The organism is Pseudomonas sp. CDFA 610 (assembly GCF_021147865.1).
GTDB classification, from domain to species: domain Bacteria; phylum Pseudomonadota; class Gammaproteobacteria; order Pseudomonadales; family Pseudomonadaceae; genus Aquipseudomonas; species Aquipseudomonas alliivorans.
This window is the reverse complement of record NZ_JAGTPM010000009.1, coordinates 64,535-87,806: the sequence shown is the minus strand read 5'-3', so window position 1 is coordinate 87,806 and position 23,272 is coordinate 64,535. Positions and strand designations below refer to the sequence as shown.

At 57.5% G+C, this 23,272-nt stretch carries 20 protein-coding genes; 12 read left to right on the top strand and 8 right to left on the bottom strand.

Annotated elements, in window-relative coordinates:
• The first annotated feature begins 57 nt into the window (after positions 1-57).
• The gene (locus KDX39_RS17690) at positions 58-639 is read left to right on the top strand and encodes a hypothetical protein (RefSeq protein ID WP_231661244.1); all 582 of its coding nucleotides are present in this window, start codon (positions 58-60) and stop codon (positions 637-639) included.
• A gap of 143 nt (positions 640-782) precedes the next feature.
• On the opposite strand, the gene KDX39_RS17685 is transcribed toward KDX39_RS17690, so the two are convergent.
• The 3 genes from KDX39_RS17685 to KDX39_RS17675 form a co-directional block, all read right to left on the bottom strand.
• Positions 783-1,070 carry a DUF1652 domain-containing protein gene (locus KDX39_RS17685; protein WP_231661243.1) on the bottom strand — a complete coding sequence of 96 codons (288 nt, stop codon included), beginning with the start codon at positions 1,068-1,070 and terminating at the stop codon, positions 783-785.
• Positions 1,071-1,280: 210 nt separating this feature from the next.
• Positions 1,281-1,724: a GNAT family N-acetyltransferase gene (locus KDX39_RS17680; RefSeq protein ID WP_231661242.1), complete on the bottom strand. Its 444-nt coding sequence runs from the start codon at positions 1,722-1,724 to the stop codon at positions 1,281-1,283.
• A 149-nt stretch (positions 1,725-1,873) separates the two neighbouring features.
• Complete coding sequence (locus KDX39_RS17675) at positions 1,874-3,094, bottom strand: class I SAM-dependent methyltransferase (RefSeq protein WP_231661241.1); 1,221 nt, start codon at positions 3,092-3,094, stop codon at positions 1,874-1,876.
• A 276-nt stretch (positions 3,095-3,370) separates the two neighbouring features.
• Between KDX39_RS17675 and KDX39_RS17670 the strand changes: the two genes are divergently transcribed.
• Together KDX39_RS17670 and KDX39_RS17665 are read left to right on the top strand one after the other, a co-directional pair.
• Positions 3,371-4,576 carry an alpha-xenorhabdolysin family binary toxin subunit A gene (locus KDX39_RS17670; protein WP_231661240.1) on the top strand — a complete coding sequence of 402 codons (1,206 nt, stop codon included), beginning with the start codon at positions 3,371-3,373 and terminating at the stop codon, positions 4,574-4,576.
• Between the two features lie 22 nt (positions 4,577-4,598).
• A complete protein-coding gene (locus KDX39_RS17665) occupies positions 4,599-5,606 on the top strand; it encodes an alpha-xenorhabdolysin family binary toxin subunit B (RefSeq protein ID WP_231661239.1) in 1,008 nt (335 codons plus the stop codon).
• 48 nt (positions 5,607-5,654) lie between these two features.
• Here KDX39_RS17665 and KDX39_RS17660 read toward each other — a convergent pair whose 3' ends face one another.
• Both KDX39_RS17660 and KDX39_RS17655 read right to left on the bottom strand, forming a co-directional pair.
• On the bottom strand, positions 5,655-6,272 hold the full coding sequence (locus KDX39_RS17660) for a TPM domain-containing protein (protein WP_099226206.1): 618 nt from the start codon (positions 6,270-6,272) through the stop codon (positions 5,655-5,657).
• Positions 6,273-6,300: 28 nt separating this feature from the next.
• Complete coding sequence (locus tag KDX39_RS17655) at positions 6,301-6,993, bottom strand: TPM domain-containing protein (RefSeq protein ID WP_231661403.1); 693 nt, start codon at positions 6,991-6,993, stop codon at positions 6,301-6,303.
• A gap of 320 nt (positions 6,994-7,313) precedes the next feature.
• Here KDX39_RS17655 and bglX point away from each other — a divergent pair, with 320 nt between their 5' ends.
• The 7 genes from bglX to KDX39_RS17620 all read left to right on the top strand — a co-directional run bounded on the left by bglX (position 7,314) and on the right by KDX39_RS17620 (position 18,450).
• Positions 7,314-9,638 carry a beta-glucosidase BglX gene (bglX, locus tag KDX39_RS17650; RefSeq protein WP_231661238.1) on the top strand — a complete coding sequence of 775 codons (2,325 nt, stop codon included), beginning with the start codon at positions 7,314-7,316 and terminating at the stop codon, positions 9,636-9,638.
• A 76-nt stretch (positions 9,639-9,714) separates the two neighbouring features.
• Complete coding sequence (locus KDX39_RS17645; protein ID WP_231661237.1) at positions 9,715-11,472, top strand: sensor histidine kinase; 1,758 nt, start codon at positions 9,715-9,717, stop codon at positions 11,470-11,472.
• A gap of 6 nt (positions 11,473-11,478) precedes the next feature.
• Positions 11,479-12,813 carry a sigma-54-dependent transcriptional regulator gene (locus tag KDX39_RS17640; RefSeq protein ID WP_231661236.1) on the top strand — a complete coding sequence of 445 codons (1,335 nt, stop codon included), beginning with the start codon at positions 11,479-11,481 and terminating at the stop codon, positions 12,811-12,813.
• 219 nt (positions 12,814-13,032) lie between these two features.
• Positions 13,033-15,414, top strand: a complete 2,382-nt coding sequence (locus KDX39_RS17635) for a PAS domain S-box protein (RefSeq protein ID WP_231661235.1) — start codon at positions 13,033-13,035, stop codon at positions 15,412-15,414.
• Positions 15,415-15,642: 228 nt separating this feature from the next.
• Positions 15,643-16,968 carry an MFS transporter gene (locus KDX39_RS17630; protein ID WP_058432504.1) on the top strand — a complete coding sequence of 442 codons (1,326 nt, stop codon included), beginning with the start codon at positions 15,643-15,645 and terminating at the stop codon, positions 16,966-16,968.
• A 376-nt stretch (positions 16,969-17,344) separates the two neighbouring features.
• Positions 17,345-17,698, top strand: coding sequence for a hypothetical protein (locus tag KDX39_RS17625; protein ID WP_231661234.1), 354 nt, complete (start codon positions 17,345-17,347; stop codon positions 17,696-17,698).
• A 128-nt stretch (positions 17,699-17,826) separates the two neighbouring features.
• On the top strand, positions 17,827-18,450 hold the full coding sequence (locus tag KDX39_RS17620; RefSeq protein WP_099226214.1) for a flavin reductase family protein: 624 nt from the start codon (positions 17,827-17,829) through the stop codon (positions 18,448-18,450).
• A gap of 9 nt (positions 18,451-18,459) precedes the next feature.
• Here KDX39_RS17620 and KDX39_RS17615 read toward each other — a convergent pair whose 3' ends face one another.
• Positions 18,460-18,687 (bottom strand): hypothetical protein, encoded by a 228-nt coding sequence (locus tag KDX39_RS17615; RefSeq protein WP_099226215.1) that lies wholly within the window; start codon positions 18,685-18,687, stop codon positions 18,460-18,462.
• 150 nt (positions 18,688-18,837) lie between these two features.
• On the opposite strand from KDX39_RS17615, the gene KDX39_RS17610 reads away from it, so the two are divergent.
• A complete protein-coding gene (locus KDX39_RS17610) occupies positions 18,838-19,008 on the top strand; it encodes a hypothetical protein (RefSeq protein ID WP_184321025.1) in 171 nt (56 codons plus the stop codon).
• 132 nt (positions 19,009-19,140) lie between these two features.
• Positions 19,141-20,637, top strand: a complete 1,497-nt coding sequence (locus tag KDX39_RS17605; RefSeq protein WP_231661233.1) for an MDR family MFS transporter — start codon at positions 19,141-19,143, stop codon at positions 20,635-20,637.
• Between the two features lie 183 nt (positions 20,638-20,820).
• Here KDX39_RS17605 and KDX39_RS17600 read toward each other — a convergent pair whose 3' ends face one another.
• Both KDX39_RS17600 and KDX39_RS17595 read right to left on the bottom strand, forming a co-directional pair.
• Positions 20,821-21,954 carry a DUF3396 domain-containing protein gene (locus tag KDX39_RS17600; RefSeq protein ID WP_231661402.1) on the bottom strand — a complete coding sequence of 378 codons (1,134 nt, stop codon included), beginning with the start codon at positions 21,952-21,954 and terminating at the stop codon, positions 20,821-20,823.
• Between the two features lie 454 nt (positions 21,955-22,408).
• Complete coding sequence (locus tag KDX39_RS17595; RefSeq protein WP_231661232.1) at positions 22,409-23,062, bottom strand: TetR family transcriptional regulator; 654 nt, start codon at positions 23,060-23,062, stop codon at positions 22,409-22,411.
• Positions 23,063-23,272: the final 210 nt, after the last annotated feature.

The window sequence follows — 23,272 nt, the reverse complement described above, 5'->3', positions numbered from 1 at the left end:
AGACTTCATTACGTGTGTTTCCATCGCACGCAAAAATCAGACACCCAAGGAAGACCCATGCGTATCGCTGCCCTGTTGTTGATCATGGCCTGTGCTGCAGGCTGCGCGTCGAAACCTGATTATTACATCGCCCCCGCTCCAGTTTCGATTCCGAAGACAGCTACCTATTGGGTCGAATCCTTCGACTTGAAGCTTGAAGGCGAAAGCGACCTGTTCATGTCTCGGAAAGAGTTGGAAGACGGCATCAAACTCAAGCTGATCGAGCGGCTGAAACAGGCCAATCGCTATGCGGCCACTAAAGAGAGCGCCGATTATCTGCTGGATGTCGACAGCGTGTACACGCGTCGGCTGAGTAACTCGAAGGGCGGGCTGATATCGCACATTGTGGACGACAACATAATCCTCGCCAGTGTCGATTTCAGTTATGAGGTTTCAGTGAGCCGGTCAGCCGGGGAAGTGTTGCATTTTGGTCAGGTGAAAACCGAACTGCAGCCCGGCGGAGCCATTGGCCAATGGCAAAATCTCAGGACGGCGGCCAGCGTTTTCACTAACAAGAGCAACGCTGGCGTGGAAAACTTTTACGTCGATCTGTTACCACGCTTTATTGTGGATGACGTCAAAAACATCCCGTCACGCTGACATCCTGCCCGCCCCTTCAAGTGTGGATAACCCGATCATCCACACTTGCAGCTTCCAAAAGCGTTCTTCCCGGCGGTGATCTTTCTTTCCGAAAGCGGGTGGCTCAGGAACCACCATTCTCGGACTCACCATGGTCGGCGTTGTTACCAGTGCCTGGCAGACGCCTGTCGATAACCCAGACCAGCGACCGGATTCTCATTCATGGATATCAGCATGCGCGCTTCGCCAACCAGTTCCGACAGGGCGCGACTCGATACCATCAGATCGAATTTGATTCCCGTCACACAAATGGCGTGGTCCGGGTTCTCGGGATTGGTCAGGGTCAATGTCAGAGAATCACCCTCGGCAGCCTCCCAGGTGCAACGATGAGGTAACAGCGCCTGTTCGACCATGTGCTTGATTTCAAGCGTTGAAAGTCTGTATGCGTTCATGAGTGCCTGCTTCATATAATTTGTAATGGACGGTATTCAGAGAGCGAGTGTCCGCAGGCGTTCCACATAAATATTTATCAAAACACCCGCTACGTAATGCCTTCTCTATTCCTGTACAAATTATTGAAAGCTGTAACGTTTCCGCTCAACTTTTAGCCAAGCAAACATCGATTTTTTAGAGTATCTGCTCAATAAATAAGTTTTCTTTTGTTACAACTCCAACGTCATTTCGACGCTGTCGATACCCACGCCGTGTCCGTCACGTATAAGGCGAGTCACCGAAAACCCCAGGCCGCTGTAAAAGCCCTGAACCAGTTGACTGGTGTTGATGTAAGCGTGAGTTACGCTCGGGAGCGCCCTCATGAGCTCCAGCCGCGCCAGAGTCAGGAATCGACCCAGACCGTTCCCATGCTGATTCCCGGCCACCATGCCCCAGGTGAGTTCGGCCATCGACGGATCGGCGAGCACCAGATACCCGCCGCACGCAAGAACTTCGCCATCGCGCTCCAGAACAAAATAGGAACCCACCGGGTCGAGCAGAAAACGGGCAAATTTGTCGCGCTCGGACGGGTCGAAAAAGCGTGGCGTATTGGAGTCGAAAATTTCCAGACAGATATCCCTGTTTGCAGGGAGGTAAGGGCGAAGCATGTCCATGTGCAGACCTTATCGTTCGATGCTGTAAGACCAATCAGGGGACAGCGTATGAAACAGGATTCGTGCGCAGACCGCAGATGTTGCTGAAGACGGCGCAGCCTCGAGAGAACGGCGTGTGTCCGCCGCTCAGCGCCAAATCTATCGAGCCGTCAGCCGGGCAAACCATCCGCCCGAAGCAGGGTTTCCAGGCACTGCTCGGTAATGCCGTAGAACGTTTTGAGTTCCTGGATACGCGCCAGCAGGTGAGCCGGATCGACGGGCTCGGCGCGCTTGACCGCCAGGATCATTTTGTTCTTGTTGGTGTGCTCCAGCGAAATGAACTCGAACACCTTGGTCTCGTAGCCGCAGGCTTCCAGCAACAGAGCGCGCAGGCTGTCGGTGACCATCTCGGCCTGCTGACCCATGTGCAGGCCGTACTGCAACATTGGCTTGAGCAGGCTCGGGCTCTGGATCTGCAACCGAATCTGTTTGTGGCAGCAAGGCGAGCACATGATGATCGACGCGCCCGAGCGAATCCCCATATGAATGGCGTAATCGGTAGCGATGTCGCACGCGTGCAGCGCGATCATCACGTCCAGTTCGCTTGGCGCAACGGTGCGCACATCGCCGTGCTTGAAGACCAGCCCCGGATGTTCAAGATGTGCTGCTGCGTTATTGCACAGGGTCACCATGTCCTCGCGCAACTCGACACCCGTCACCTCGCCCTGTGCCTGCAGCGTATTGCGCAAATAGTCATGGATGGCGAACGTCAGGTAGCCTTTGCCCGAACCGAAATCCGCGACCTTGACCGGTTGATCCAGCTTGAGTGGCGAAGACGCCAGGGCGTGCGAAAACACCTCGATGAACTTGTTGATCTGCTTCCATTTGCGCGACATGGCCGGGATCAGCTCATGCTGGCGGTTGGTCACGCCAAGATCGGTCAGGAACGGGCGCGTCAGTTCCAGATAGCGCTTCTTCTCGCGGTCGTGCCCGGCAGCAGGCGCCTCCCGCTCTTGCTGCGCCTTGCTCTTGAACAGCGTGCTTTTGCCTTTCTTGCTGAATTCCAGCTGCACCTCATCGGTCAGCGACAGCAGGTGCGCGTTCTTGAACGCCTCGGGAATCAGGCCCGCAATGACGTCCACGGCTTCGGCCAGCGGGAAGTTCTTGGTGATGTCGCGGGTCTTGTAGCGGTATACGAAAGACAGGCACGGCTGCTCACGGACCGTCAGCGGCTTGATGATTACCCGCTGCAACTCGGCCTCACTGCCCACGTATTTGGCCAGCACCAGCTTGATCAGCGAATTCTGGGACAGGCTGGTGTCGAGCAGACCGAGAAATTGCGCACGATGATCCTGCGCGGCAGAGGATGAAGCGGTGGGTGTCACGGACATCGAAGGGTGCCTCAAGCGTCCCCGCAGGGACTCGTAAAAAACAGGCGTGCATTTTAAGCGTGCCGACGCCTGTCAGGCATGACTATTTTCCATTCTGACGATGGACGTTCGAGGGACGACGGTTGTGCAAAGCCCATGAAAACGAATTTATCGCCTGTCACTATACAAATATATTAAATAGTCGAAAAACACCGTTACAGTGAAACGGACTCACTCACGACGTGCCGCAACACTGTCGAGTGAGCGTTTAATGAACTTGCACAAGGAACGTGCACCATGAATGACCCGAATCGTAAATCTGAAACACCCGAACAACTCAAGGTCACGGTAACGCCCACCGACTTTCTGAAAACCCTGGTGGACGATGAAAAAAACAATGGCCGGGCGACGGCCCTTATTCTGACCAAAGAAGACATTCTCAGCATCAAACGTTACGAAAGACACAGTTTGAATCTGCCCAACACGCTTGAGCGGGTAGAACAACAGATAGGGTTCACGCGCAGCGGCATTTCCGGCCTTGAACCTCAAGACCTGCTGCAGACCTACCAGGCAATCAACCAGCATGCCCAAAGCTGGTCAGCCATTGAAATTGATATAAAAGCCAGCGGTTTCGATCTTGATCTTTTTGCCGGAGAATTTTCCAGTCAGGGCCGGCAGATTATGAACTACATAGAAAAGATGGAGTTTGTCAAACAACTCCAGCTGACCATTGCCGACCTGACCATCGAGACCGTGAAAAGCCTCACACCTGCTGAACTGACCAAAACAGATAAGGCAGTCTGTTTGTCATTGGCTGACACGCTGAAAAAAATAGCGACTCAGATGGAGGCGCACAAAGAAAGGTCAAAGAAACTTGCCGATGATATCAAGCAGTTTGCTCACGTTCTGACCGTCGATCTGGTCCCGGGCATCAACGACAAAGTGCGACTGGCCGGCCGATCGGATCTGGACGAAGACCTGAGCGCACTTGAAAAAGAGATTGATCGTCTGACCGTCGACATCGATCAGAAGCACGAGGAATACCAGACCACAAAAAACTACATTACGTTGGGACTTCTGGGCGGGGTTGTCGGGCTTATTGTGACGGACAGTCTGTTCGGCGCCCAGGCGGAAAAAATCCGCCAGGAGAAGAACCGGTTGATCAGAGAAAAAAAGACCAAGGTCGAAACCTTCGGACAGAAGCGCCCACTCGCTGCGGCGATACGCAACCTGGAAGTCCTGTTCGAAGACATGAAGATTCGTATGCTGGATGCTCATAAGAGTGCAGTCACCCTGCGTGACCTCTGGACCATACTGGCCAAGTATGTCAGTACCGCTGCTCAGCGTCTGGCGGATATCAGCGACGATCAGAACCTGTTGGACTTTGCTTTGGAGTTCGGAGGCGTCATTAAGCCTTGGGAAGAGATGAAGAGTATTACAACCCATCTACTGCTGACCTTCGAGCAGGCGCTGGATGAGTTTTCAAACCAACACAGCAAATAACCATAAGGATATGGACATCATAATGAATACAAGCGCCTCCCAACCTGCCCCTTTTGCAGCACCCGACAGAGCAATCATGGACGCTGCTCGTCAACACATACATACGCAGATAACGTCGTTGACGCTCGACTTCCTGCCTGCCATGAAAGATAAATTACAGCCTTTGAAAGCGAGCTTAAACGCGGCTGATTCGCAGTTTGTGGATAACCTCGCTGCCATCGCGGCGCAGTTAAATACTTTCAGTCATGCAGCCCTCGACCGCAAACAGCAGCAAATAGAAGCTGAACAGAGCCTGAGCGACGAGCAAAAAAACCAGGCCCTCACGCTGCTGAATGCCCAAAGAGCGCGCCAGGTACTGGAACTGACTAATGTTTTAGCCAACGCCGCTCAGGCCATTGCACGCACCACCGACGAGCTTCAGCAGATCAATTTGCAACTCACAGACAGCCAGCTCGCAGAGACACTGCAACGGCAACTTGACAGTCTCACTCAGCAGTCTGACGGACAGAAAGCTGAAATGGATAAAGAGGCAGAAGATCGTCGTCTGCTTGATGAAACGGTCAAGACGTTTGAACAGTACAACTTGGCAGATCTATTCAAAGAAGCGCTGCCGACGACTGAAGAGCTGTCGGCAATCGCCATTCCCTCGCCGCACCTCATGGCGTTGCAACTCGGCATTGGCCGATTGCAGACGCTGCTTGGCAAACTCAGCAGCGCACTGAAATATTCCGACCTGATCGCCAAGCGCGACCAGATGCGCCATCGCTACAACACGCTGCTGGCAGAATCCCAAACCGTGCAAAAAGAGGCGAAGGCGATTACCCGAAAACTGGATGAACTGGCGACACTGGCGAGGCTGGACAATAACAGGATCATTTGGGTTCAGCAGTCCAGACAGTTCAGTGATTCGCTCTACCGCTTTCTGGAAAACGACTTGTCGAACGCCGAAGACCCGACCATCGTCAATCAGCAGGTGGATCAGTTCAGCGCCTACATGAAGTCGATTTACAGCATCACACGCACCGTTTGAATCTTGCTGAACGCCTACAGGCAGGTAACCGTGTTTACCTGCCTGTTTTCAACCCAACACCACCAGTCGATTGGGCAGTTCATTGCGGCCATGGGTGACTGGCACATGATCGGCCAGCAACTCGCCGCAGGCATGAATGCAGCCTAAAAACCCCTGCAGGGTCTGCCCGTTTCTGACCTGCTGGGTGAAAACATCGACCATCGCCTTCCAAGTATCGTCGTGCAGGCGGCTGGCAATGCCGTGATCAACCAGAATCTCGACGTAGCGCTCGGCTTCGCTGACGAAAACCAGAATGCCGGTTCCGTCGTGGGTCTTGTGCAGGTTCTGCTCCAGAAACTGACGCCGCGCCAGATTGCCCGCCCGCCAGCGGCGCACCGAAGCGGGCACCAGATGCGCGGTCACGCGCGGAATGCGGCAAATCAGCGCAACCACGATGAACGTGGTCATCTGCGCCAGCATCAACTCGTCGGCACTCAGCCATTGCAGGCAGTAATTGACGGTCCCTGGCAGCAAAAGACCCAGCAGACCTCCCCAGATCAGCGGCATGTAGGCATAGTCGTCAGCGCGAGCGGCCAGTACCGTCACCAGTTCGGCGTCGGTGCGTTGCTCGACGCGATCGATTGCCTCTGCCACTTGCCGCTGTTCTTCTCTGTTCAATAAAGCCATGACTTTCTCATTTTCCCGAACCGGTCATTTACCAATTGCCCGAGGCTCCACCGCCATCGAATCGCCCGCCGCTACGGCCGGCAGATTGCTCACTGGGACAAAGACGCCCGACTGAGCGTCGAATACTGATGAATACGATCAGCAGTACAACAAGGGTCATAACAATCGCCGTCAGCCAGACCCTGAAGTCGCCTGTCGGCTCTTCATAAACCGCCAGCCGGGCCGCAGGTTCCGGATAATCCGGGACCTGACCACCCAATGCGGTGATCATCGCCTGAGCGCCGCGTTCGATGCCGGTGGCAAACCGACTGTCATTGAACTCGGGCGTGACCAGCATATTGATGATGAGCGACGCCTGGGCATCGCTCAAACGGTCTTCAAGGCCGGAGCCGACCTCCATGAGCACCTTGCGCTTCTCACGGTCGACCACCAGCAGAGCGCTGTTGGCCTTGCCTCCACGCCCCAGATCCCAGGCATCACCCAGTTGGGAACCGAACTCTTCGATCGTCGCGCCCTGCAGATCTGCCAGGGTGACGACGACTATTCGCTCACCGGTGGTCTGTTCGTAGGCACGCAGCAGTTTTGCGAGACGCACGGTCGTCTGACTGTCGAGCATCTGTGCTGCATCCACAACACTGCCCGTCATGGGCGGAAAAACCAGTACGGGCTCCCCGGCCTGGGCACGAAATGCCACGCCCAGCGTCATTACCGCGTACAACATCATCTGTAACACACACTTCAAACCTGACCTCCGGTGCTTTTTGAATCCATTGAAACGACCGCCTTAGCCAAAACACAAGTTCCCCGGCATAATCCATCGCCGATGCCGAGCACAGGCCAACCGTTGACCGAGCGAGGATGTGTACAAAAATCAATCAAACCAACGATTTTCGTACACACCCTGGAAAGACTTCGTGCAACGAAGCGGGCAGCAACTATTCTTGCGCCCTGCTCGAACAATACCGCCAAAGGTCCATAACCCAAAAACTGGCTGTCGGATATTAAACGCGAGTTGTCCACAAAAGCCTTGAGAATTTATTGATGAATAAGCTGTGTTTATTAGGTTTGCTGGTCGGTCTGGCCAGCCACTCCATGATCGCTCAAAGTGCTGCGGCTGTTGATGTTCCGGCCTCTTCCGCTGTTTCGAACAAGACCACACTTCAGGCAAAGAATGCGTTCATCAGCAAACTGATGAAACAAATGACCCTGGATGAAAAAATTGGTCAACTGCGCCTCATCAGCATCAGCGGTGAAATGCCGCAGCCCATGATTCTCAAGGAAATCGCTGCCGGACGCATCGGCGGCACGTTCAACTCCATTACACGCTCGGAAAACCGACCTTTACAGGAAGCGGCAGTCGCCAAGAGCCGTCTGAAAATTCCGATGTTTTTCGCGTATGACGTGGTCCACGGCCATCGCACGATTTTCCCGATCAGCCTCGGCATGGCCGCCAGCTGGGACATGGATGCCATTGCGCTGACCGGCCGTGTGTCGGCCAAAGAAGCCAGCGCCGACGGCCTGGACATGACCTTCGCCCCCATGGTCGATATCTCTCGTGATCCACGCTGGGGTCGCAGCTCCGAAGGCTTCGGTGAAGACACCTATCTGGTCTCGCGCATTTCCGACGTCATGGTCCGGTCGTTTCAGGGCAAGAACGTTGCCGCGAACGACAGCATCATGGCCGCCGTCAAGCACTTCGCCCTGTACGGCGCGGTGGAAGGCGGACGCGATTACAACACCGTGGACATGAGCATGACGCGCATGCACAACGACTACCTGCCGCCGTATCGCGCCGGTGTAGACGCGGGCGCCGGCGGCATCATGGTCGCGCTGAACTCGATCAACGGGATTCCGGCCACCTCCAATACCTGGCTGATGCAGGACCTGCTGCGCAAGGACTGGGGCTTCAAGGGCGTCACGATCAGTGACCACGGTGCGATCAAGGAGCTGATCGAACACGGCGTGGCCAAGGATTACCGTGAGGCAGCCAAGCTGGCCATCAAGGCCGGTGTCGACCTGAGCATGAACGACATGGCCTACGGCGAGCAGTTGCCAGGTCTGGTCAAGGACGGCGAGGTTTCCATGAAGGAGATCGACAACGCCGTGCGTGAAGTGCTGGGCGCCAAATACGACATGGGCCTGTTTGCAGCGCCGTACGGCCGCATTGGTGTAGCCGCCGATGATCCGGCTGACACCTACTCCGATGATCGCCTGCACCGTGCCGAAGCCCGCGATGTCGCGCGCAAGACACTGGTACTGCTGAAAAACCAGAACGACACCCTGCCGCTGAAGAAGCAAGGCACCATCGCCGTGATCGGCGGCCTGGCGCAGAGCCATCTCGACATGCTGGGCAGCTGGTCGGCTGCCGGTCGTCCCAACCAGTCGGTGACGGTGTATGAAGGTCTGCAGAATGCTGTGGGCGACAAGGCCAAACTGGTCTATGCCCGTGGCGCAAACGTCAGTGACAACGAACACATCCTCAACTACCTGAACTTCATCGAAAAGGAAGTGGAAATCGATCCACGTCCGGCTCAGGAAATGATCGACGAAGCCGTCAAGGTGGCCGAGCAGTCCGACGTGATCGTGGCCGTGGTCGGCGAGTCTCGCGGCATGTCCCATGAATCGGCAAGTCGCAGCAGCCTGACCATTCCGGGCAAGCAACGTGACCTGATCAAGGCCCTCAAGGCCACGGGCAAACCGCTGGTTCTGGTGCTGATGAACGGCCGTCCGCTGGTGCTGGTCGACGAACAGGAACAGGCTGACGCCATGCTCGAAACCTGGTTCCCGGGTACTGAAGGCGGTAACGCGGTGGCTGACGTGCTGTTCGGCGATTACAACCCGTCGGGCAAGCTTGCCATGTCGTTCCCGCGCTCGATCGGTCAACTGCCGGTCTACTACGCGCACCTCAACACCGGCCGTCCATACCATGAAGGCAAGCCGGGCAATTACACCTCGCACTACTTCGAAGAGCCAAACGGCCCGCTGTTCCCGTTCGGTTACGGCCTGAGCTACACGCAGTTCGACGTCTCGGACATCAAGCTGTCGGACGCCAACATGGCGCGCAAAGGCAAACTCACAGCCAGCGTGACGGTCAAGAACACCGGCAAGGTAGCCGGTGCAACCATCGTTCAGCTGTACCTGCGTGACATTGCAGCCTCGATCAGCCGTCCGGTCAAAGAGCTGAAAAACTTTGAAAAGGTCACGCTCGAGCCAGGCGAAGAGAAAGTCATTACCTTCACGCTAAGCGAGAACGATCTCAAGTTCTACAATGCCCAGCTCAAGTACGCCGCCGAGCCCGGCGAGTTCAAGGTCATGATCGGTCTCGACTCCCAGACCGTGAAAGAGGCGACCTTCAATCTGTTGTAAGCATTGCTGACGGCACCTTCACGGGCAGATTGCTCATGAAGGTGCCCAGGCGATACGTTCAGGCAGCACAAGAAACATGACCTTCAAGCATCGCTACTGGCGCCTCTCCCTTTATGTGATGCTGATTCTGGCTGGCGCAGCCGTGTCGGCCGGACTGGCGATGCGTCAGGCGCAGCGCCATGCCCTGTCGGAAGACGCCATTCGCGCCAATGGTCAACTGGCGTTGTACGCCAACACGCTGCACACCCTGATCGAACGCTATCGCGCCCTTCCCTCGGTGCTGGCGCTGGATCCGGAAATCCGCACAGCCCTGAGCGGTCCGGTCACCGAGGATGTGCAAAACCGGCTCAATCTGAAGCTGGAAAAAATCAATACCGCTGCCCACTCATCGACCCTGGAGTTGCTGGACCGCCACGGTCTGGCTGTCGGCGCGAGCAACTGGCAGACACCCAACAGCTACGTCGGCCACAACTACGGCTTTCGCCCCTACTTTCTGCAAACCCGCGCGCAAGGCACGGGGCGCTTCTATGCGGTCGGTGTGACCACCGGTATTCCCGGTTACTTTCTGTCCAGCGCGGTGCTGGACGACACGTCCGGGTTCATCGGTGCAATGGTGGTGAAACTGGAGTTTCCCACCCTTGAACAGGAGTGGGGTCAAGGCGATGACCTGTTGATGGTGAGTGATGACAAGGGCATCGTCTTCATCGCCAACCAGCCCGGCTGGCGTTACCGGGAACTGGAACCCATCTCGGTCGAGAACCGCAGCGAACTGCTGCGCACCCGGCAGTACGACAAGAAACCGCTGACACCTCTGCGCAGCCGAGTCATCGGACACCTTGGGGAACACAGCCAACTGCGCCGCGTCGATGGCCCGGATGGCACGGAGGACTACCTCTGGCAGTCATTGCCACTGCCGGACGAAAACTGGACGTTGCACCTGCTGCGCAAACCACCACTGGCCAATGAAGACATCCGCAACGCCGGAATCGCTGCCGCCGGAATCTGGCTGGCACTGGTGTTTCTGGGCCTGTTCCTTTACCAGCGCTGGCGTCTGGCCCGCTTGCGTGAGCGCAGCCGTGACGAACTTGAACGCCTGGTTCAGGAGCGCACCCGCGATCTGCAGACCGCTCAGGATGGTCTGGTTCAGTCGGCCAAGCTGGCAGCGCTGGGCCAGATGTCGGCAGCACTGGCGCATGAAATCAACCAGCCCCTCACGGCACAGCGCATGCAACTGGCAACCATACGCCTGCTATTGGATCAAGGCCGCATCGAGGAAGCCTGCAAGGCACTGATACCGGTGGATCAGCAACTGACCCGTATGGCGGCATTGACCGGGCACCTCAAGACCTTCGCACGCAAAAGCCCAGCCGGCCTGCGCGAACGGCTGGACCTGGCGACCGTGGTCGATCAGGCCTTGCTGTTGCTGGAACCGCGCCTGTACGAAGAGCATGTCGATTGCGTGTTGCAACTGTCGCGCCCGGCCTGGGTACGCGGTGATGCGATCCGCCTGGAGCAGGTGTTGATCAACCTGTTGCGCAATGCATTGGACGCCATGCGCGGCAGAACACCCGCGCGCCTGGAAATTCGTATCGAGCCATTGAACGGTCAATGGCGCCTGAGCGTCGTGGACACGGGCGAAGGCATCGCGCCCGAAAATCTGAACAGCATTTTCGATCCGTTTTTTACCACCAAACCGGTCGGCGACGGGCTGGGTCTCGGCCTGGCGGTGTCCTATGCAATCATCCATGAACTGGGCGGCCAATTGATCGCGGAAAATCACGGCAACGGTGCGGTGTTCTGGTTCAGCCTGCCCAACGACTTTCTGGAGACCTGACCCGGCATGTTGAACTCGGTCATCGTGGTAGACGACGAAGCCCCCATCCGACAGGCCGTGGAACAGTGGCTGACCCTGTCGGGTTTCACTGTGCAGGTTTTCGCCCGGGCGGAAGAATGCCTGGCCGAACTGCCGGAGCATTTCCCCGGCGTGGTGCTCACTGACGTGCGCATGCCGGGCATCAGCGGGCTTGAACTGCTGGCACGTTTGCAGGTTATCGACAAGGATTTGCCAGTCATCCTGCTGACCGGTCATGGCGATGTGCCGATGGCCGTAGAAGCGATGCGCGAAGGCGCCTACGACTTTCTGGAAAAGCCCTTCAGCCCGGAAACGCTGATCAGCAGCCTGCGCCGGGCCCTGGAAAAGCGTCAGCTGATTCTGGAAAACCGTCGTCTGCACGAGCAGGCCGATGCCCGCACCCGACTGGACGCCACGTTACTGGGCATGTCGCCCAGCCTTCAGACTTTGCGCCGCCATGTGCTGGAACTGTCGCAGTTGTCGGTCAATGTGATTATTCGCGGCGAAACCGGCAGCGGCAAGGAACTCGTAGCCCGCTGCCTGCACGACTTCGGCCCTCGCGCCAGCAAGCCGTTCGTGGCCCTCAACTGCGCCGCCATTCCTGAACATCTGTTCGAAGCCGAGCTGTTCGGTCATGAAAGCGGCGCGTTCACCGGAGCCCAGGGCAAGCGCATCGGTCGCCTCGAATACGCTCACGGTGGCACGGTATTTCTCGACGAAATCGAAAGTATGCCCATGGCACAACAGGTCAAATTGCTGCGGGTACTGCAGGACAAGCGTCTGGAACGGCTGGGCTCCAATCAGAGCATCGACGTCGACCTGCGGATCATCGCGGCGACCAAGCCGGACCTGCTGGAAGAGGCACGCGCCGGACGCTTTCGCGAAGACCTCGCCTACCGGCTCAACGTGGCCGAACTGCGCCTGCCCGCGCTGCGTGAACGACGTGAAGACATTCCGTTGCTGTTCAACCACTTTGCCCGTGCGGCGGCGACGCGAATGGGGCGAGCAGCTCCGCTGCTCAGCGCAACTCGTCTGAGCCAGTTGCTCAGCCACGACTGGCCCGGCAATGTTCGCGAACTGGCCAATGCTGCCGAACGCCAGACCCTGGGTCTGACCCAGCCGGACTCGGAGCCCTGCGCCGAATCTACCGGACAATCGCTGAGCGCACAGCAAGAGGCCTTCGAAGCACAGTGTCTGCGCGCTTCGCTGAGCAGACACAAGGGCGATATCAAAGCGGTGCTCCATGAATTGCAGCTACCGCGCCGGACCCTCAACGAAAAAATGCAGCGTCACGGCCTCACGCGGGAAATGTTCCTGAGCTGAAGACGATTTATCGGAAATACTTGCCAGGACAGAAGCGAACATTTCCAGATGCGCCGGGTCTGCATACTGTCACGCCACCTTTGGTCGTGATGGCTGGATAGTTACAAGGCACAATGACATCATGCCGGCCTTGATACTTCAGCCAACCTCAGCAGTCCGAAAGATGGGGCATTTTCTACCGTGAATACTCCCCTCGACCTCCCTTTGGGTGGCGGCGAAATGGGTCGGCTTATCCGAGAGACAGACTGGTCGACGTCTGCATTGGGGACCAGAAACAACTGGCCATCGGCGCTGTTGTCCTCAATGAATCTGATGCTCAGTTGCCCGGACAGCATGTACGTGCTGTGGGGACCTGAATTCACGTTGTTCTTCAATGATGCCTACTGCGCTGTGCTACCTGTCGCAGCCAGCCAGGCACAAGGACAGCCTATCGCTTCGGTCTGGGGCGATGCCTGGGAAGACGTACGCCATCTGGCCGAACAGGCAATGGCTGGTCACAGCTGCCGATCCGACAATATCCAGCGCACCGTGACCCGAAACGGAAAGCCGGAGCTGACCTGGTGGTCGCTGTCCTATTCGCCGCTCTACGGCAACACGGGCGTAATCGAAGGGGTTTTCTGCCGGGTCAACGAGACCACGGCGCACGTGCTCGCCCAGGCCAGACAAAACGAGAACGAAGCCTTCACCGACCGGGTTCTGTCGAGTATCAACGACTGCATCAAGGTGCTGGACCTGGACTCGCGCCTGACCTTCATGAGCGAAGGCGGTCAGCGCATTATGGAGGTCAGCGACTTCAACGCGATCCGTGGCTGCCCGTGGCCGGACTTCTGGCAGAATCAGGGCAATCTCGAAGCCAAGGCCGCTGTCGAAGCGGCCCGGGCGGGAAAGAGCGCCAGCTTCATGGGTTCGGCGCAGACCATGACAGGCACCGTCAAATGGTGGCACGTGCAGGTCAGTCCCATTTTTGGCACCGATGGAAAGCCGGAAAAGATCCTCTGCGTGTCCCGCGACATGACCCAGTTGCGCGACGCCGAAGAAGCCCTGAAAACCCTGAATGAATCGCTCGAGCAGCGCGTGGTGGAACGCACCCGCGACCGCGACCGCATCTGGCGACTCTCGACCGATCTGATGCTGGTGGCGCAGTTCGACGGGATTATCAACGCTGTCAATCCAGCCTGGACTCAGGCATTAGGGTGGTCAGAGGAAGCGCTTCTGGGCAGTCAGTTCCTGATGCTGGTGCACCCTGATGACGTGGACAGCACGCTTGCGGCCATGAGTGGGCTGGAGAACGGCCAGAACATTCCGCACTTCAAGAATCGCTATCGGCATGCCGACGGATCGTACCGCACGATTGCCTGGACGGCCGTGCCGGACCAGCAGTTCATCCACGCCGTGGGCCGGGACATCCAGGCCGAAGAGGAAGCCAATGAAGCCCTGAGGCTTTCCCAGGATGCGCTTCATCAGGCGCAGAAACTGGAAGCCATCGGCCAGCTCACAGGCGGTGTGGCGCACGATTTCAACAACCTGCTGACCGTGATCCGCTCCTGCAGCGACCTGTTGAAACCCGCTGGCCTGGACGAAACCCGTCGGGTCAAATACGTCGAGGCCATATCCAGTACTGTGGATCGCGCTGCACGCCTGACCGGCCAACTGTTGGCCTTCGCGCGTCGTCAGGCCTTGCAGCCGGAGGTGTTCGACGTCGGCGAAAGCGTCGCCCGTATCGGGGAGATGATGGACACCCTGACCGGGTCGCGGATTCAGGTCGATATCGATGTGCCCGCAGAACCCTGTTTCATCTTCGCCGACGGCAGCCAGTTCGACACGGCGCTGGTCAACATGGTGGTCAATGCCCGCGATGCGATGGCGGGCTCGGGCCGCCTGACAATCAAGGTCGAACGGTCTGCGTGCCCGTCCAGCGAACTCTCCCCATCACTGAGTGAGGGTGATTACGTGACGGTGAGCCTGACCGATACAGGCTCGGGCATTCCCAAGGAAAAACTGGGGCTGATCTTCGAACCGTTCTACACCACCAAAAGCGTCGGTCAAGGCACGGGGCTGGGTCTGTCGCAAGTGTTTGGATTTGCCAAGCAATCGGGCGGTGAAGTGCTGGTCGAGAGCGAACTGGGCAGCGGCAGCCGTTTCACACTGTGCCTGCCCAGCGCGCAGAATCATGAGATCGCTCCCGAGCAGGAAGGCCATACCCTGAGCGCCCTGCCCGGCCTGTGCGTGCTGATGGTGGAAGACAATCAGGACATCGGCACCTACACCCGCCCGATGCTTGAGCAACTGGGATTTCAGGTGGTCTGGGTCTCCAGCGGCAGCGAGGCGTTGCAGGAGCTTTCAGGCAACCCCGAGAGTTTCCAGGTGGTGTTTTCGGACATTGCCATGCCGGGCATGAGCGGTCTTGAGTTGTACGCCGAGATCGAAACGCGCTACCCATGGATGCCGGTCGTGCTGACGACTGGCTACAGCACCGAGTTCGCCCAGCTCGCCCAGGACGACTCGCACCGCTTCGACCTGCTGCAGAAACCTTATGCGCTTGACGACCTCGCCGCCCTTCTGCACAAGGCAGCGTGTCGACGCACAGAATCGAAGGACTGAAATACGTGATGGCATGTCCTCGACAGTGATCAGAGGTGCGTCAACTGTTGTACATCTCGGTCTATCGGCAATAATCCGCTCATCCAAACACCCAGGATGAGCGGATTATCGCTCAACCAAAGCGTTCACCCCCTCTAAAACAACCCTCTCTGGTGTGGCACAGCTCCTGCTATGGAACTGGTCAGGGCATTCAATGCCTCCTCTAAAAATAATGAATAAAGGATCACCATGGAAATTTCCAACTCCCTACCGAAGGGTTCGGCGGGCGCTGCGGCGGCTCCGAAAACCACTTCGAGTCGTCTCAAGTCCATTTTCAGCGGTTCGGTCGGCAACATGGTCGAGTGGTACGACTGGTACGTCTACGCCGCTTTCTCGCTGTACTTCGCCAAAGCCTTCTTCCCCAAAGGCGACACCACTGCCCAACTGCTCAACACGGCTGCGATCTTTGCCGTCGGCTTTCTGATGCGTCCGATCGGCGGCTGGCTGATGGGCCTGTACGCTGACTACAAGGGCCGCAAGGCGGCACTGATGGCCTCCGTGTTGCTGATGTGCTTCGGCTCACTGATCATTGCGCTCACGCCCGGTTACGAAAGCATCGGCGTCGGCGCACCGATCCTGCTGGTGTTTGCCCGTCTGCTGCAGGGCCTGTCGGTCGGTGGTGAATACGGCACCTCCGCCACTTACCTCAGTGAGATGGCGACCAAGGAACGTCGCGGCTTCTTCTCCAGCTTCCAGTACGTCACCCTGATTTCCGGCCAGCTCATCGCACTGGGCGTGCTGATCGTGCTGCAACAGACGCTGACCACCGAGCAACTGTACGCCTGGGGCTGGCGTATCCCGTTCGTCATCGGCGCGCTGTGTGCGGTGGTTGCCTTGTTCCTGCGTCGGGGCATGGAAGAGACCGAGTCCTTCACCCGCAAGAAAAAGGAAAAGGCCAAGGAAAGCCTGATGCGCACGTTGATGCGTCATCCCAAGGAACTGATGACCGTGGTCGGCCTGACCATGGGCGGTACGCTGGCGTTCTACACCTACACCACCTACATGCAGAAGTATCTGGTGAACACGGTCGGGATGAGCATCACGGACTCGACGACCATTTCGGCTGCAACGCTGTTCCTGTTCATGGTGCTGCAACCGGTGATCGGCGCGCTGTCCGACAAGGTCGGCAGACGTCCGATCCTGATCGCGTTCGGCGTGCTGGGCACCTTGTGCACCGTGCCGATCCTCACCACCCTGCACACCATCCAGACCTGGTGGGGCGCGTTCTTCCTGATCATGGCGGCGCTGATCATCGTCAGTGGCTATACCTCGATTAACGCGGTGGTGAAGGCTGAACTGTTTCCGACCGAGATTCGTGCGCTGGGCGTGGGTCTGCCGTACGCACTGACTGTCTCGATCTTCGGCGGCACGGCTGAATACATCGCACTGTGGTTCAAGAGCATCGGCATGGAAACAGGCTACTACTGGTACGTTACCGCGTGCATCGCCTGTTCGCTGCTGGTGTATGTCTTCATGAAAGACACCCGCAAGCACTCGCGAATTGAAACCGACTGACCTCGCGTCTCAGTGATAAAGGGCAGCCAGCAGCCGGGGCTGCCCTTTTTTGCGGGCGCGAAACACGCTGTCATTTCATGGACTGCATGTTTCCAAGTGTTTCACCGCGGTGCAGGCTTTGACTGAAAAACAGGCTCAAACCACTGAATTTAATATTATTTTTATTTGTCAAGAGCCTTTATTGCAAGATTTTTCAGAAAACGCACCATCATGATGCCACTAGCCCTGCAAGGCCCGAAAACAGCGCGTTCGGGCCAATTATCATTTTCAGCGATGGTCGGTAGCAATCCGATTAACTTCTTAATAATCCGTCAGCGCGTAGCATTGCCTCCATACCGGGATGACAACTCACCCGACCCAAACTGGAGACACCCTCATGAAAACTAGCAAACTGATTTTCGGCCTCGCATTCTCTGTTCTGGCTTCGAGCGCCTTTGCGCTGCCAGTCGCTACCACCAGCGACCTGTCGAATGCTCCCATCGTTGCCGAAGGCGGCACCAAGCACACCAATGTCGGCTCGATCCGCGTAGCGTCTGATGGTGCTGATCGCGTCGGTGCAAACCGTCAGGCTGCCGACGGTGCTGACCACGTCGGTGCGAACCGCCTTGCTGCTGACGGCGCTGACCGTGTAGGTGCAAACCGTCAGGCTGCCGATGGTGCTGATCACGTCGGTGCAAACCGTCTGGCCGCCGATGGCGCAGACCGCGTAGGTGCCAATCGCCGCGCTTGAGCAACACGCTTCACAACACCTCAAAGCCCGGCACATGCCGGGCTTTTCAGTGTCTGAATGCTGGCATACGCCGCCAAAGCGCAGCACTATGCAGCCAACCCCGTCATTGAGCCGATCAGGAAACAAGCATGTCAGACGCTATCCACTCCTATGAACCGTCCAAAGGTCATGGTTTGCCTCACGACCCGTTCAACGCGATTGTCGGCCCGCGACCGATTGGCTGGATTTCTTCCCAGGACGCTAACGGCAAGCTGAATCTGGCGCCTTACAGCTTCTTCAACGCGTTCAACTACGTGCCGCCAATCATTGGTTTTTGCAGCGTCGGCCGCAAGGACAGCCTGAATAACATCGAACAGACCGGCGAGTTCGTCTGGAACCTGGCGACGCGTTCACTGGCCGAAGCCATGAATCAGACCTGCGCCCCGGTGGATGCGGACGTCAGTGAGTTCGAACTGGCCAACCTGACGCCGCTGGCCTCGCACATCGTGGCTGTGCCGCGAGTGCTGGAAACGCCGGTGTCGTTCGAATGCAAAGTGACGCAGATCGTCCAGCTACAGCGCGCCGACAAAGAGCTGGTACCCAGTTGGCTGATTCTCGGTGAAGTGGTGGCGGTGCATATCGCCAGATCCCTGCTCAAGGACGGCGTCTACGACACCGCCGCCGCCGAGCCGATTCTGCGCGGTGGCGGACCGGCGGATTACTTTCAGTTGGGCCCTGAAGCACTGTTCAAGATGTTCAGACCGGGCGCCTGATCAGGCGTATTACCAGACCAGCTCGCCCTCGGCGTCGACGCCGGCCAGCCGCTCAAGCTCTGCGGTTGCGGCCAGATCGGCCTCGTGGGCGGTTTTGAACGTCTGCCCCGGCAGAACGGCATGGAAACGCGGCGCCCCGCCAGCACGGGCCTTGACCGCGATTGCCGCACGGTAGCCCTCCTCGCCGGGCATTACTGCGGATACAGCTTCGAACTCTTCGTATTCCTTGCGCGCCATCAGTCTTGAACCTGCCGATCAGTAAAAGCGCGAATGTTAGCGCGTAAGCCTGACGGCGTGTTGCTTGCGCACGCTGTACACCCTCCATTCCTGTCCTACACTTCAATCAGCTCTTTCAAATTGCTTTGCAACTGAAGTGAGGAGTGCGGCATGAGACCTATAACAAGAAAATGCATGGCAGTGGCAGGTGTTATCGCAGTCATCGGTGTCTACGCGGCAGGCGCGTGGCGAACCGAACTGGCGCGCCAGGCACCGACCGTGGTGAGTTGCAGCTTCGGCCATTGCGTGCCGACCAATTCAACGTTCAGCGCGTTGCGATGACTGACAGTGCTTCATTTTTTTCATCGCTGATCATATGAAGGGCGCTATCGATTAGCACCCTATCGGATTAGACTGGCCAGACACCTCCCGTCACACTTGCGGCGGGTCAACACTGCCATCAGGTTTCTGTCTTTGACCAGTCTTCCCCCTACTCCCACTGCGATCCGCAGCATTTTGTTCGCGCTAATGATGGCCGTGTTCCTCAGCGCGCTCGACCAAACCATCGTCGCTGTTTCGATGCCAGCCATTTCTGCCCAGTTCAAAGATATCGATCTGCTGGCCTGGGTGATCTCCGCCTATATGGTTTCGTTGACCGTCGCCGTTCCGATCTACGGGAAGCTGGGCGATCTGTACGGACGACGCAAACTGATGCTGTTCGGTCTGGGCCTGTTCACCCTTGCCTCGCTGTTCTGCGGCATGGCCCAAAGCATGGAGCAACTGGTACTGGCTCGTGTGCTACAGGGCATTGGCGCGGGTGGCATGGTGTCGGTCAGTCAGGCGATTATCGCCGACATCGTTCCACCACGTGAACGAGGCCGCTATCAGGGCTACTTCAGCAGCATGTACGCCGTCGCCAGTGTCGCCGGCCCGGTGCTCGGCGGTCTGATGACCGAATACCTGTCGTGGCGCTGGGTATTCCTGATCAATCTACCGCTGGGGATATTCGCGTTGGTGGTGGCCTGGCGCACGCTGAAGGGTCTGCCGATTCCGCAGCGCAAGCCGATCATCGATTATCTCGGCACGGTGCTGATGATCATAGGCCTGACTGCCTTGCTGCTGGGCATTACGGAAATTGGTCAGGGCCACGGCCTGGACGATCTGCAGGTACAAGCCCTGCTGGGGGTCGCACTGCTGACCCTCGCGCTGTTTGTCTGGTATGAACGGCGCGCCAGAGAACCCCTGTTGCCCATGCACCTGTTTGCCAACCGCAGCGCGGTGCTTTGCTGGTGTACGGTATTTTTCACCAGCTTCCAGGCCATCTCGCTGATTGTGCTGATGCCGCTGCGCTACCAGACGGTCACCGGCGGCGGCGCGGACAGCGCGGCGCTTCATCTGCTTCCTCTGGCGATGGGCATGCCGATGGGGGCTTATTTCGCCGGGCGGCGCACTGCCCTGACCGGACGTTACAAGCCCTTGATAGCCACCGGCGCGGTGCTGATGCCTATCGCGATTCTGGGCATGGCTTTCACCCCGCCGCAGTCGATCGTGCTGATGAGTCTGTTCATGATCCTGACCGGTATCGCTTCAGGCATGCAGTTCCCCACCTCGCTGGTGGGGACGCAAAATTCGGTCACCATGAAAGACATGGGCGTAGCCACCAGCACCACCAATCTGTTCCGCTCACTGGGCGGTGCAGTGGGCGTGGCGTTGATGTCTGCCCTGCTGTTGGCCATGCTGCAACAGACCGGCGTCGGCCAGCTGGGGCCAGGAGCCATCAGCCACGAAGGCGCCTCCGGGAATGTATTGCTCGATAGCCTGAATGCTGCCACCGGCCCGGCACTGGAGACCTTGCGCGCCGAGCTGGCCCTGACCTTCAGAAACCTGCTGATCACAAGTGCCGCCATCTCACTGTTGGGCGTTGCCGCTGCCTGGGCGATGCCCAACAACCTTTTAAGGGGACGTGACTAGGCTCTGTACGAAAAGTGGCTGCGCTCGGTGATGCTGCGTTAAAAACAGGCTCGTGCGCGAGTCCGATCGGAATGCTCATTTACAACACGTAGACTCCGCTTCCTCGCCTGTTTTTGCCTTGCCTGACCTTCGCTCGCCGACTTTTCTTACAAAACCTAGTCGCAACGGATGACGTGGCAGCCGTCATTTCGACTGAGCCGCCCAGAACCACTGGGTTCTCTTGCCTTTCAAGTGTTCGAACGCGGGCATGATTTCGCTTTCATTGAAAAACCGGCGAGAACGCGCTCGGGCATTGCTGAACCAGTAGCCCGCCTGAGGACACGCCCGCCCCGCATCGACCGGCTGAGGAGGCTTTTCGTCAAAACGGGCAAACCATTGCGCAGTGGTTTCCTCGGTAAAGCCAAGCCCCGGCGCCAGATAGGGGTGAAGATTGCCGGTGTCCTGCAACCGGATCGGCTTGATCACTTTGTTCACGGCCATATAGGACGCAGGCGCAAGCCGACCACGCTCGCCCAGCTCAGGAACCTTTCCGGCCCGGATCATCAGTCCTGTGCTGTAGGCGTGGAAGACAATATCGCTGTGTGCGCTCAGCTGAGCCCGGAGCCTGTCACTGCTGCCCAGGCGCCTCACGAATGATTCGCCCAGAACGGTGTACCAGCCCACACCCTTGATCCGGTCCAGCAGACGAAGGCTTTCTATATGCGGCCCGGGATCGACCATCAGCCCCACATATTGCTGGGCCAACCGGTATTCCCACGACAGATACTGGTGCCCGTCGCTGGGAAGAATGCAGGCCAGACTGCCAAAACCATGTTCAGCCTGTACTTCGCTGCTCAGGTACCGAATCCAGACTTCATAGTTTTTCAAGCCATCAGGCTCGGTCAGGTAAGACCAGGGCAATACCATTTTCAGGCACGAAAGATCATTGTCGGCCTGCCCCTCGGAAGTGTTCATGACAAACAGGCTGTAGCTGGCAACTTCAGCCTGGGTAGCACTGGAGATCGACCAGACGAACTGTTCCTTTGGCGAACCTTGCACCACCTGGCGTCGGCAAGAGGCAAACCCGGAGGGCGTCAAGCGACGTATACGCTTGTAAAACTGCCATTTGAGTACCGGTTTGAAGGCCGTATAGAAACGTGAAAAGCAGGCCTCCACTCGCCGTTTTGCATCCTGCGTATGGCCCTTTCTGAAGTACAGCGTAGTGATCAGCCCCAGACGAACGACCGGCATTCCCTGCGCCGAATCCACAGCAATACATTCAGCCTGTCGCGCCAGCCGTGCAAGTGGACCCATGCAATCAAAAACAGCAGGCGACATCATTCGGACCTCCCCCGACTGACATCCAGAGTGGGCCGTTTCGGAACCACATTCATGCCCCGGTCACGCGTCGGTCGGAACGAAGTCCGGCGAGCCCGGTTCAGGCACCCGTCCGCCGCACAGGCTTTTGCATAACAGTCCATGTTTTCAGAGCATATAGGCGCAAGATTTCGCCTGGACATGCAACTTCCCTCTCACAATGTCGATTAAGGAGCGAAGAGTGAAGGGAGTTTCGAGACGGAGCAATACACGGAATTTAGTTTGGGAAATCAGCTACATGTTTCAGGAAATGTCCTACCGGAATCCTACAACACCATGTCATCCCGTGCCGTAAACCCTGATGACAGGCACCTGTCGGCGTACGTGAATGTCAGCAAACGGTAAACTTTTTGTTTACCGCAACTAAATTGAAATCAGAGGGTGCCCAACCGGAACCCGAGCGCGTTATATTCAGTCAGCTCTGACTTCGGTGCTGTGGCGTCAGCAATGACGGGCTGAAGCGCAGCATGTCCATGCAGACTTCCACCAGTTGTTCGGATTCCGACGGCAGCGAATAACTGTCAGGTACCAACAGCCACTGGTAAATGATGCCGTTGATGTATGAAAACAGAGCGACCGCTGCGCGGGCCGTATCCAGACCTGCTGGCAATTGCCCCTGACGCACGGCATTGCTCAGCCCCAACTGAATACGCTCGTGGCACTGAATGGCGTTCTCTTGACGCTGACGACGAAAATCACACATCTCGTCAGTAAACTCGCATTTATGAAAAAGGATTTCATTGATGCGACGGGTTTTAGGGTCAAGTGCAAGCTCATGAAACAGGTGAACCAAGAGATTCTTCATGCACCCCAGTGGGTCTTCTTCGTCTTCGTCCTGACTGGCCTGCGCCATTTCGTCGAGCGGTTCCTGCAGGCTATCCAGCATCGCCTGAACCAGATCGGCCTTGTTGTTGAAGTGCCAATAGATGGCACCCCTCGTCACACCGGCAAGCGTCGCGATGTCGGCCAGCGTCGTGCGAGCGACGCCACGCTCGTAAAAAGCCTGCTCGGCAGCCTCCAGTATCTGGCTGCGAGTGATCTGAGCTTCCTCTTTGGTGCGACGAACCATGGCAATCAACCTCAAAAAATTCTCTTCAGGCACCTTTGCGGTTCACGGCCTGAAGATAAAACCGGGCGGCAGTTGTTTCGCCTTGTCCCGAACCCGCTGATGGCACCCTTCGCGGCGAATGATTGCACGGGGAAGGTATTTACAAACAGCCATGAATGTAAGTATATTCCTTAGCATGCTACTTATCTAGCCGAAATATTTTTTAACACT

Excerpts from the sequence above, each read along its gene's own strand:
- KDX39_RS17690 (WP_231661244.1), top strand. The coding sequence starts at position 58 with ATGCGTATCGCTGCCCTGTTGTTGATCATGGCCTGTGCTGCAGGCTGC.
- KDX39_RS17685 (WP_231661243.1), bottom strand. The coding sequence starts at position 1,070 with ATGAACGCATACAGACTTTCAACGCTTGAAATCAAGCACATGGTCGAA.
- KDX39_RS17680 (WP_231661242.1), bottom strand. The coding sequence starts at position 1,724 with ATGGACATGCTTCGCCCTTACCTCCCTGCAAACAGGGATATCTGTCTG.
- KDX39_RS17675 (WP_231661241.1), bottom strand. The coding sequence starts at position 3,094 with ATGTCCGTGACACCCACCGCTTCATCCTCTGCCGCGCAGGATCATCGT.
- KDX39_RS17670 (WP_231661240.1), top strand. The coding sequence starts at position 3,371 with ATGAATGACCCGAATCGTAAATCTGAAACACCCGAACAACTCAAGGTC.
- KDX39_RS17665 (WP_231661239.1), top strand. The coding sequence starts at position 4,599 with ATGAATACAAGCGCCTCCCAACCTGCCCCTTTTGCAGCACCCGACAGA.
- KDX39_RS17660 (WP_099226206.1), bottom strand. The coding sequence starts at position 6,272 with ATGGCTTTATTGAACAGAGAAGAACAGCGGCAAGTGGCAGAGGCAATC.
- KDX39_RS17655 (WP_231661403.1), bottom strand. The coding sequence starts at position 6,993 with ATGTTGTACGCGGTAATGACGCTGGGCGTGGCATTTCGTGCCCAGGCC.
- bglX (WP_231661238.1), top strand. The coding sequence starts at position 7,314 with ATGAATAAGCTGTGTTTATTAGGTTTGCTGGTCGGTCTGGCCAGCCAC.
- KDX39_RS17645 (WP_231661237.1), top strand. The coding sequence starts at position 9,715 with ATGACCTTCAAGCATCGCTACTGGCGCCTCTCCCTTTATGTGATGCTG.
- KDX39_RS17640 (WP_231661236.1), top strand. The coding sequence starts at position 11,479 with ATGTTGAACTCGGTCATCGTGGTAGACGACGAAGCCCCCATCCGACAG.
- KDX39_RS17635 (WP_231661235.1), top strand. The coding sequence starts at position 13,033 with ATGGGTCGGCTTATCCGAGAGACAGACTGGTCGACGTCTGCATTGGGG.
- KDX39_RS17630 (WP_058432504.1), top strand. The coding sequence starts at position 15,643 with ATGGAAATTTCCAACTCCCTACCGAAGGGTTCGGCGGGCGCTGCGGCG.
- KDX39_RS17625 (WP_231661234.1), top strand. The coding sequence starts at position 17,345 with ATGAAAACTAGCAAACTGATTTTCGGCCTCGCATTCTCTGTTCTGGCT.
- KDX39_RS17620 (WP_099226214.1), top strand. The coding sequence starts at position 17,827 with ATGTCAGACGCTATCCACTCCTATGAACCGTCCAAAGGTCATGGTTTG.
- KDX39_RS17615 (WP_099226215.1), bottom strand. The coding sequence starts at position 18,687 with ATGGCGCGCAAGGAATACGAAGAGTTCGAAGCTGTATCCGCAGTAATG.
- KDX39_RS17610 (WP_184321025.1), top strand. The coding sequence starts at position 18,838 with ATGAGACCTATAACAAGAAAATGCATGGCAGTGGCAGGTGTTATCGCA.
- KDX39_RS17600 (WP_231661402.1), bottom strand. The coding sequence starts at position 21,954 with ATGTCGCCTGCTGTTTTTGATTGCATGGGTCCACTTGCACGGCTGGCG.
- KDX39_RS17595 (WP_231661232.1), bottom strand. The coding sequence starts at position 23,062 with ATGGTTCGTCGCACCAAAGAGGAAGCTCAGATCACTCGCAGCCAGATA.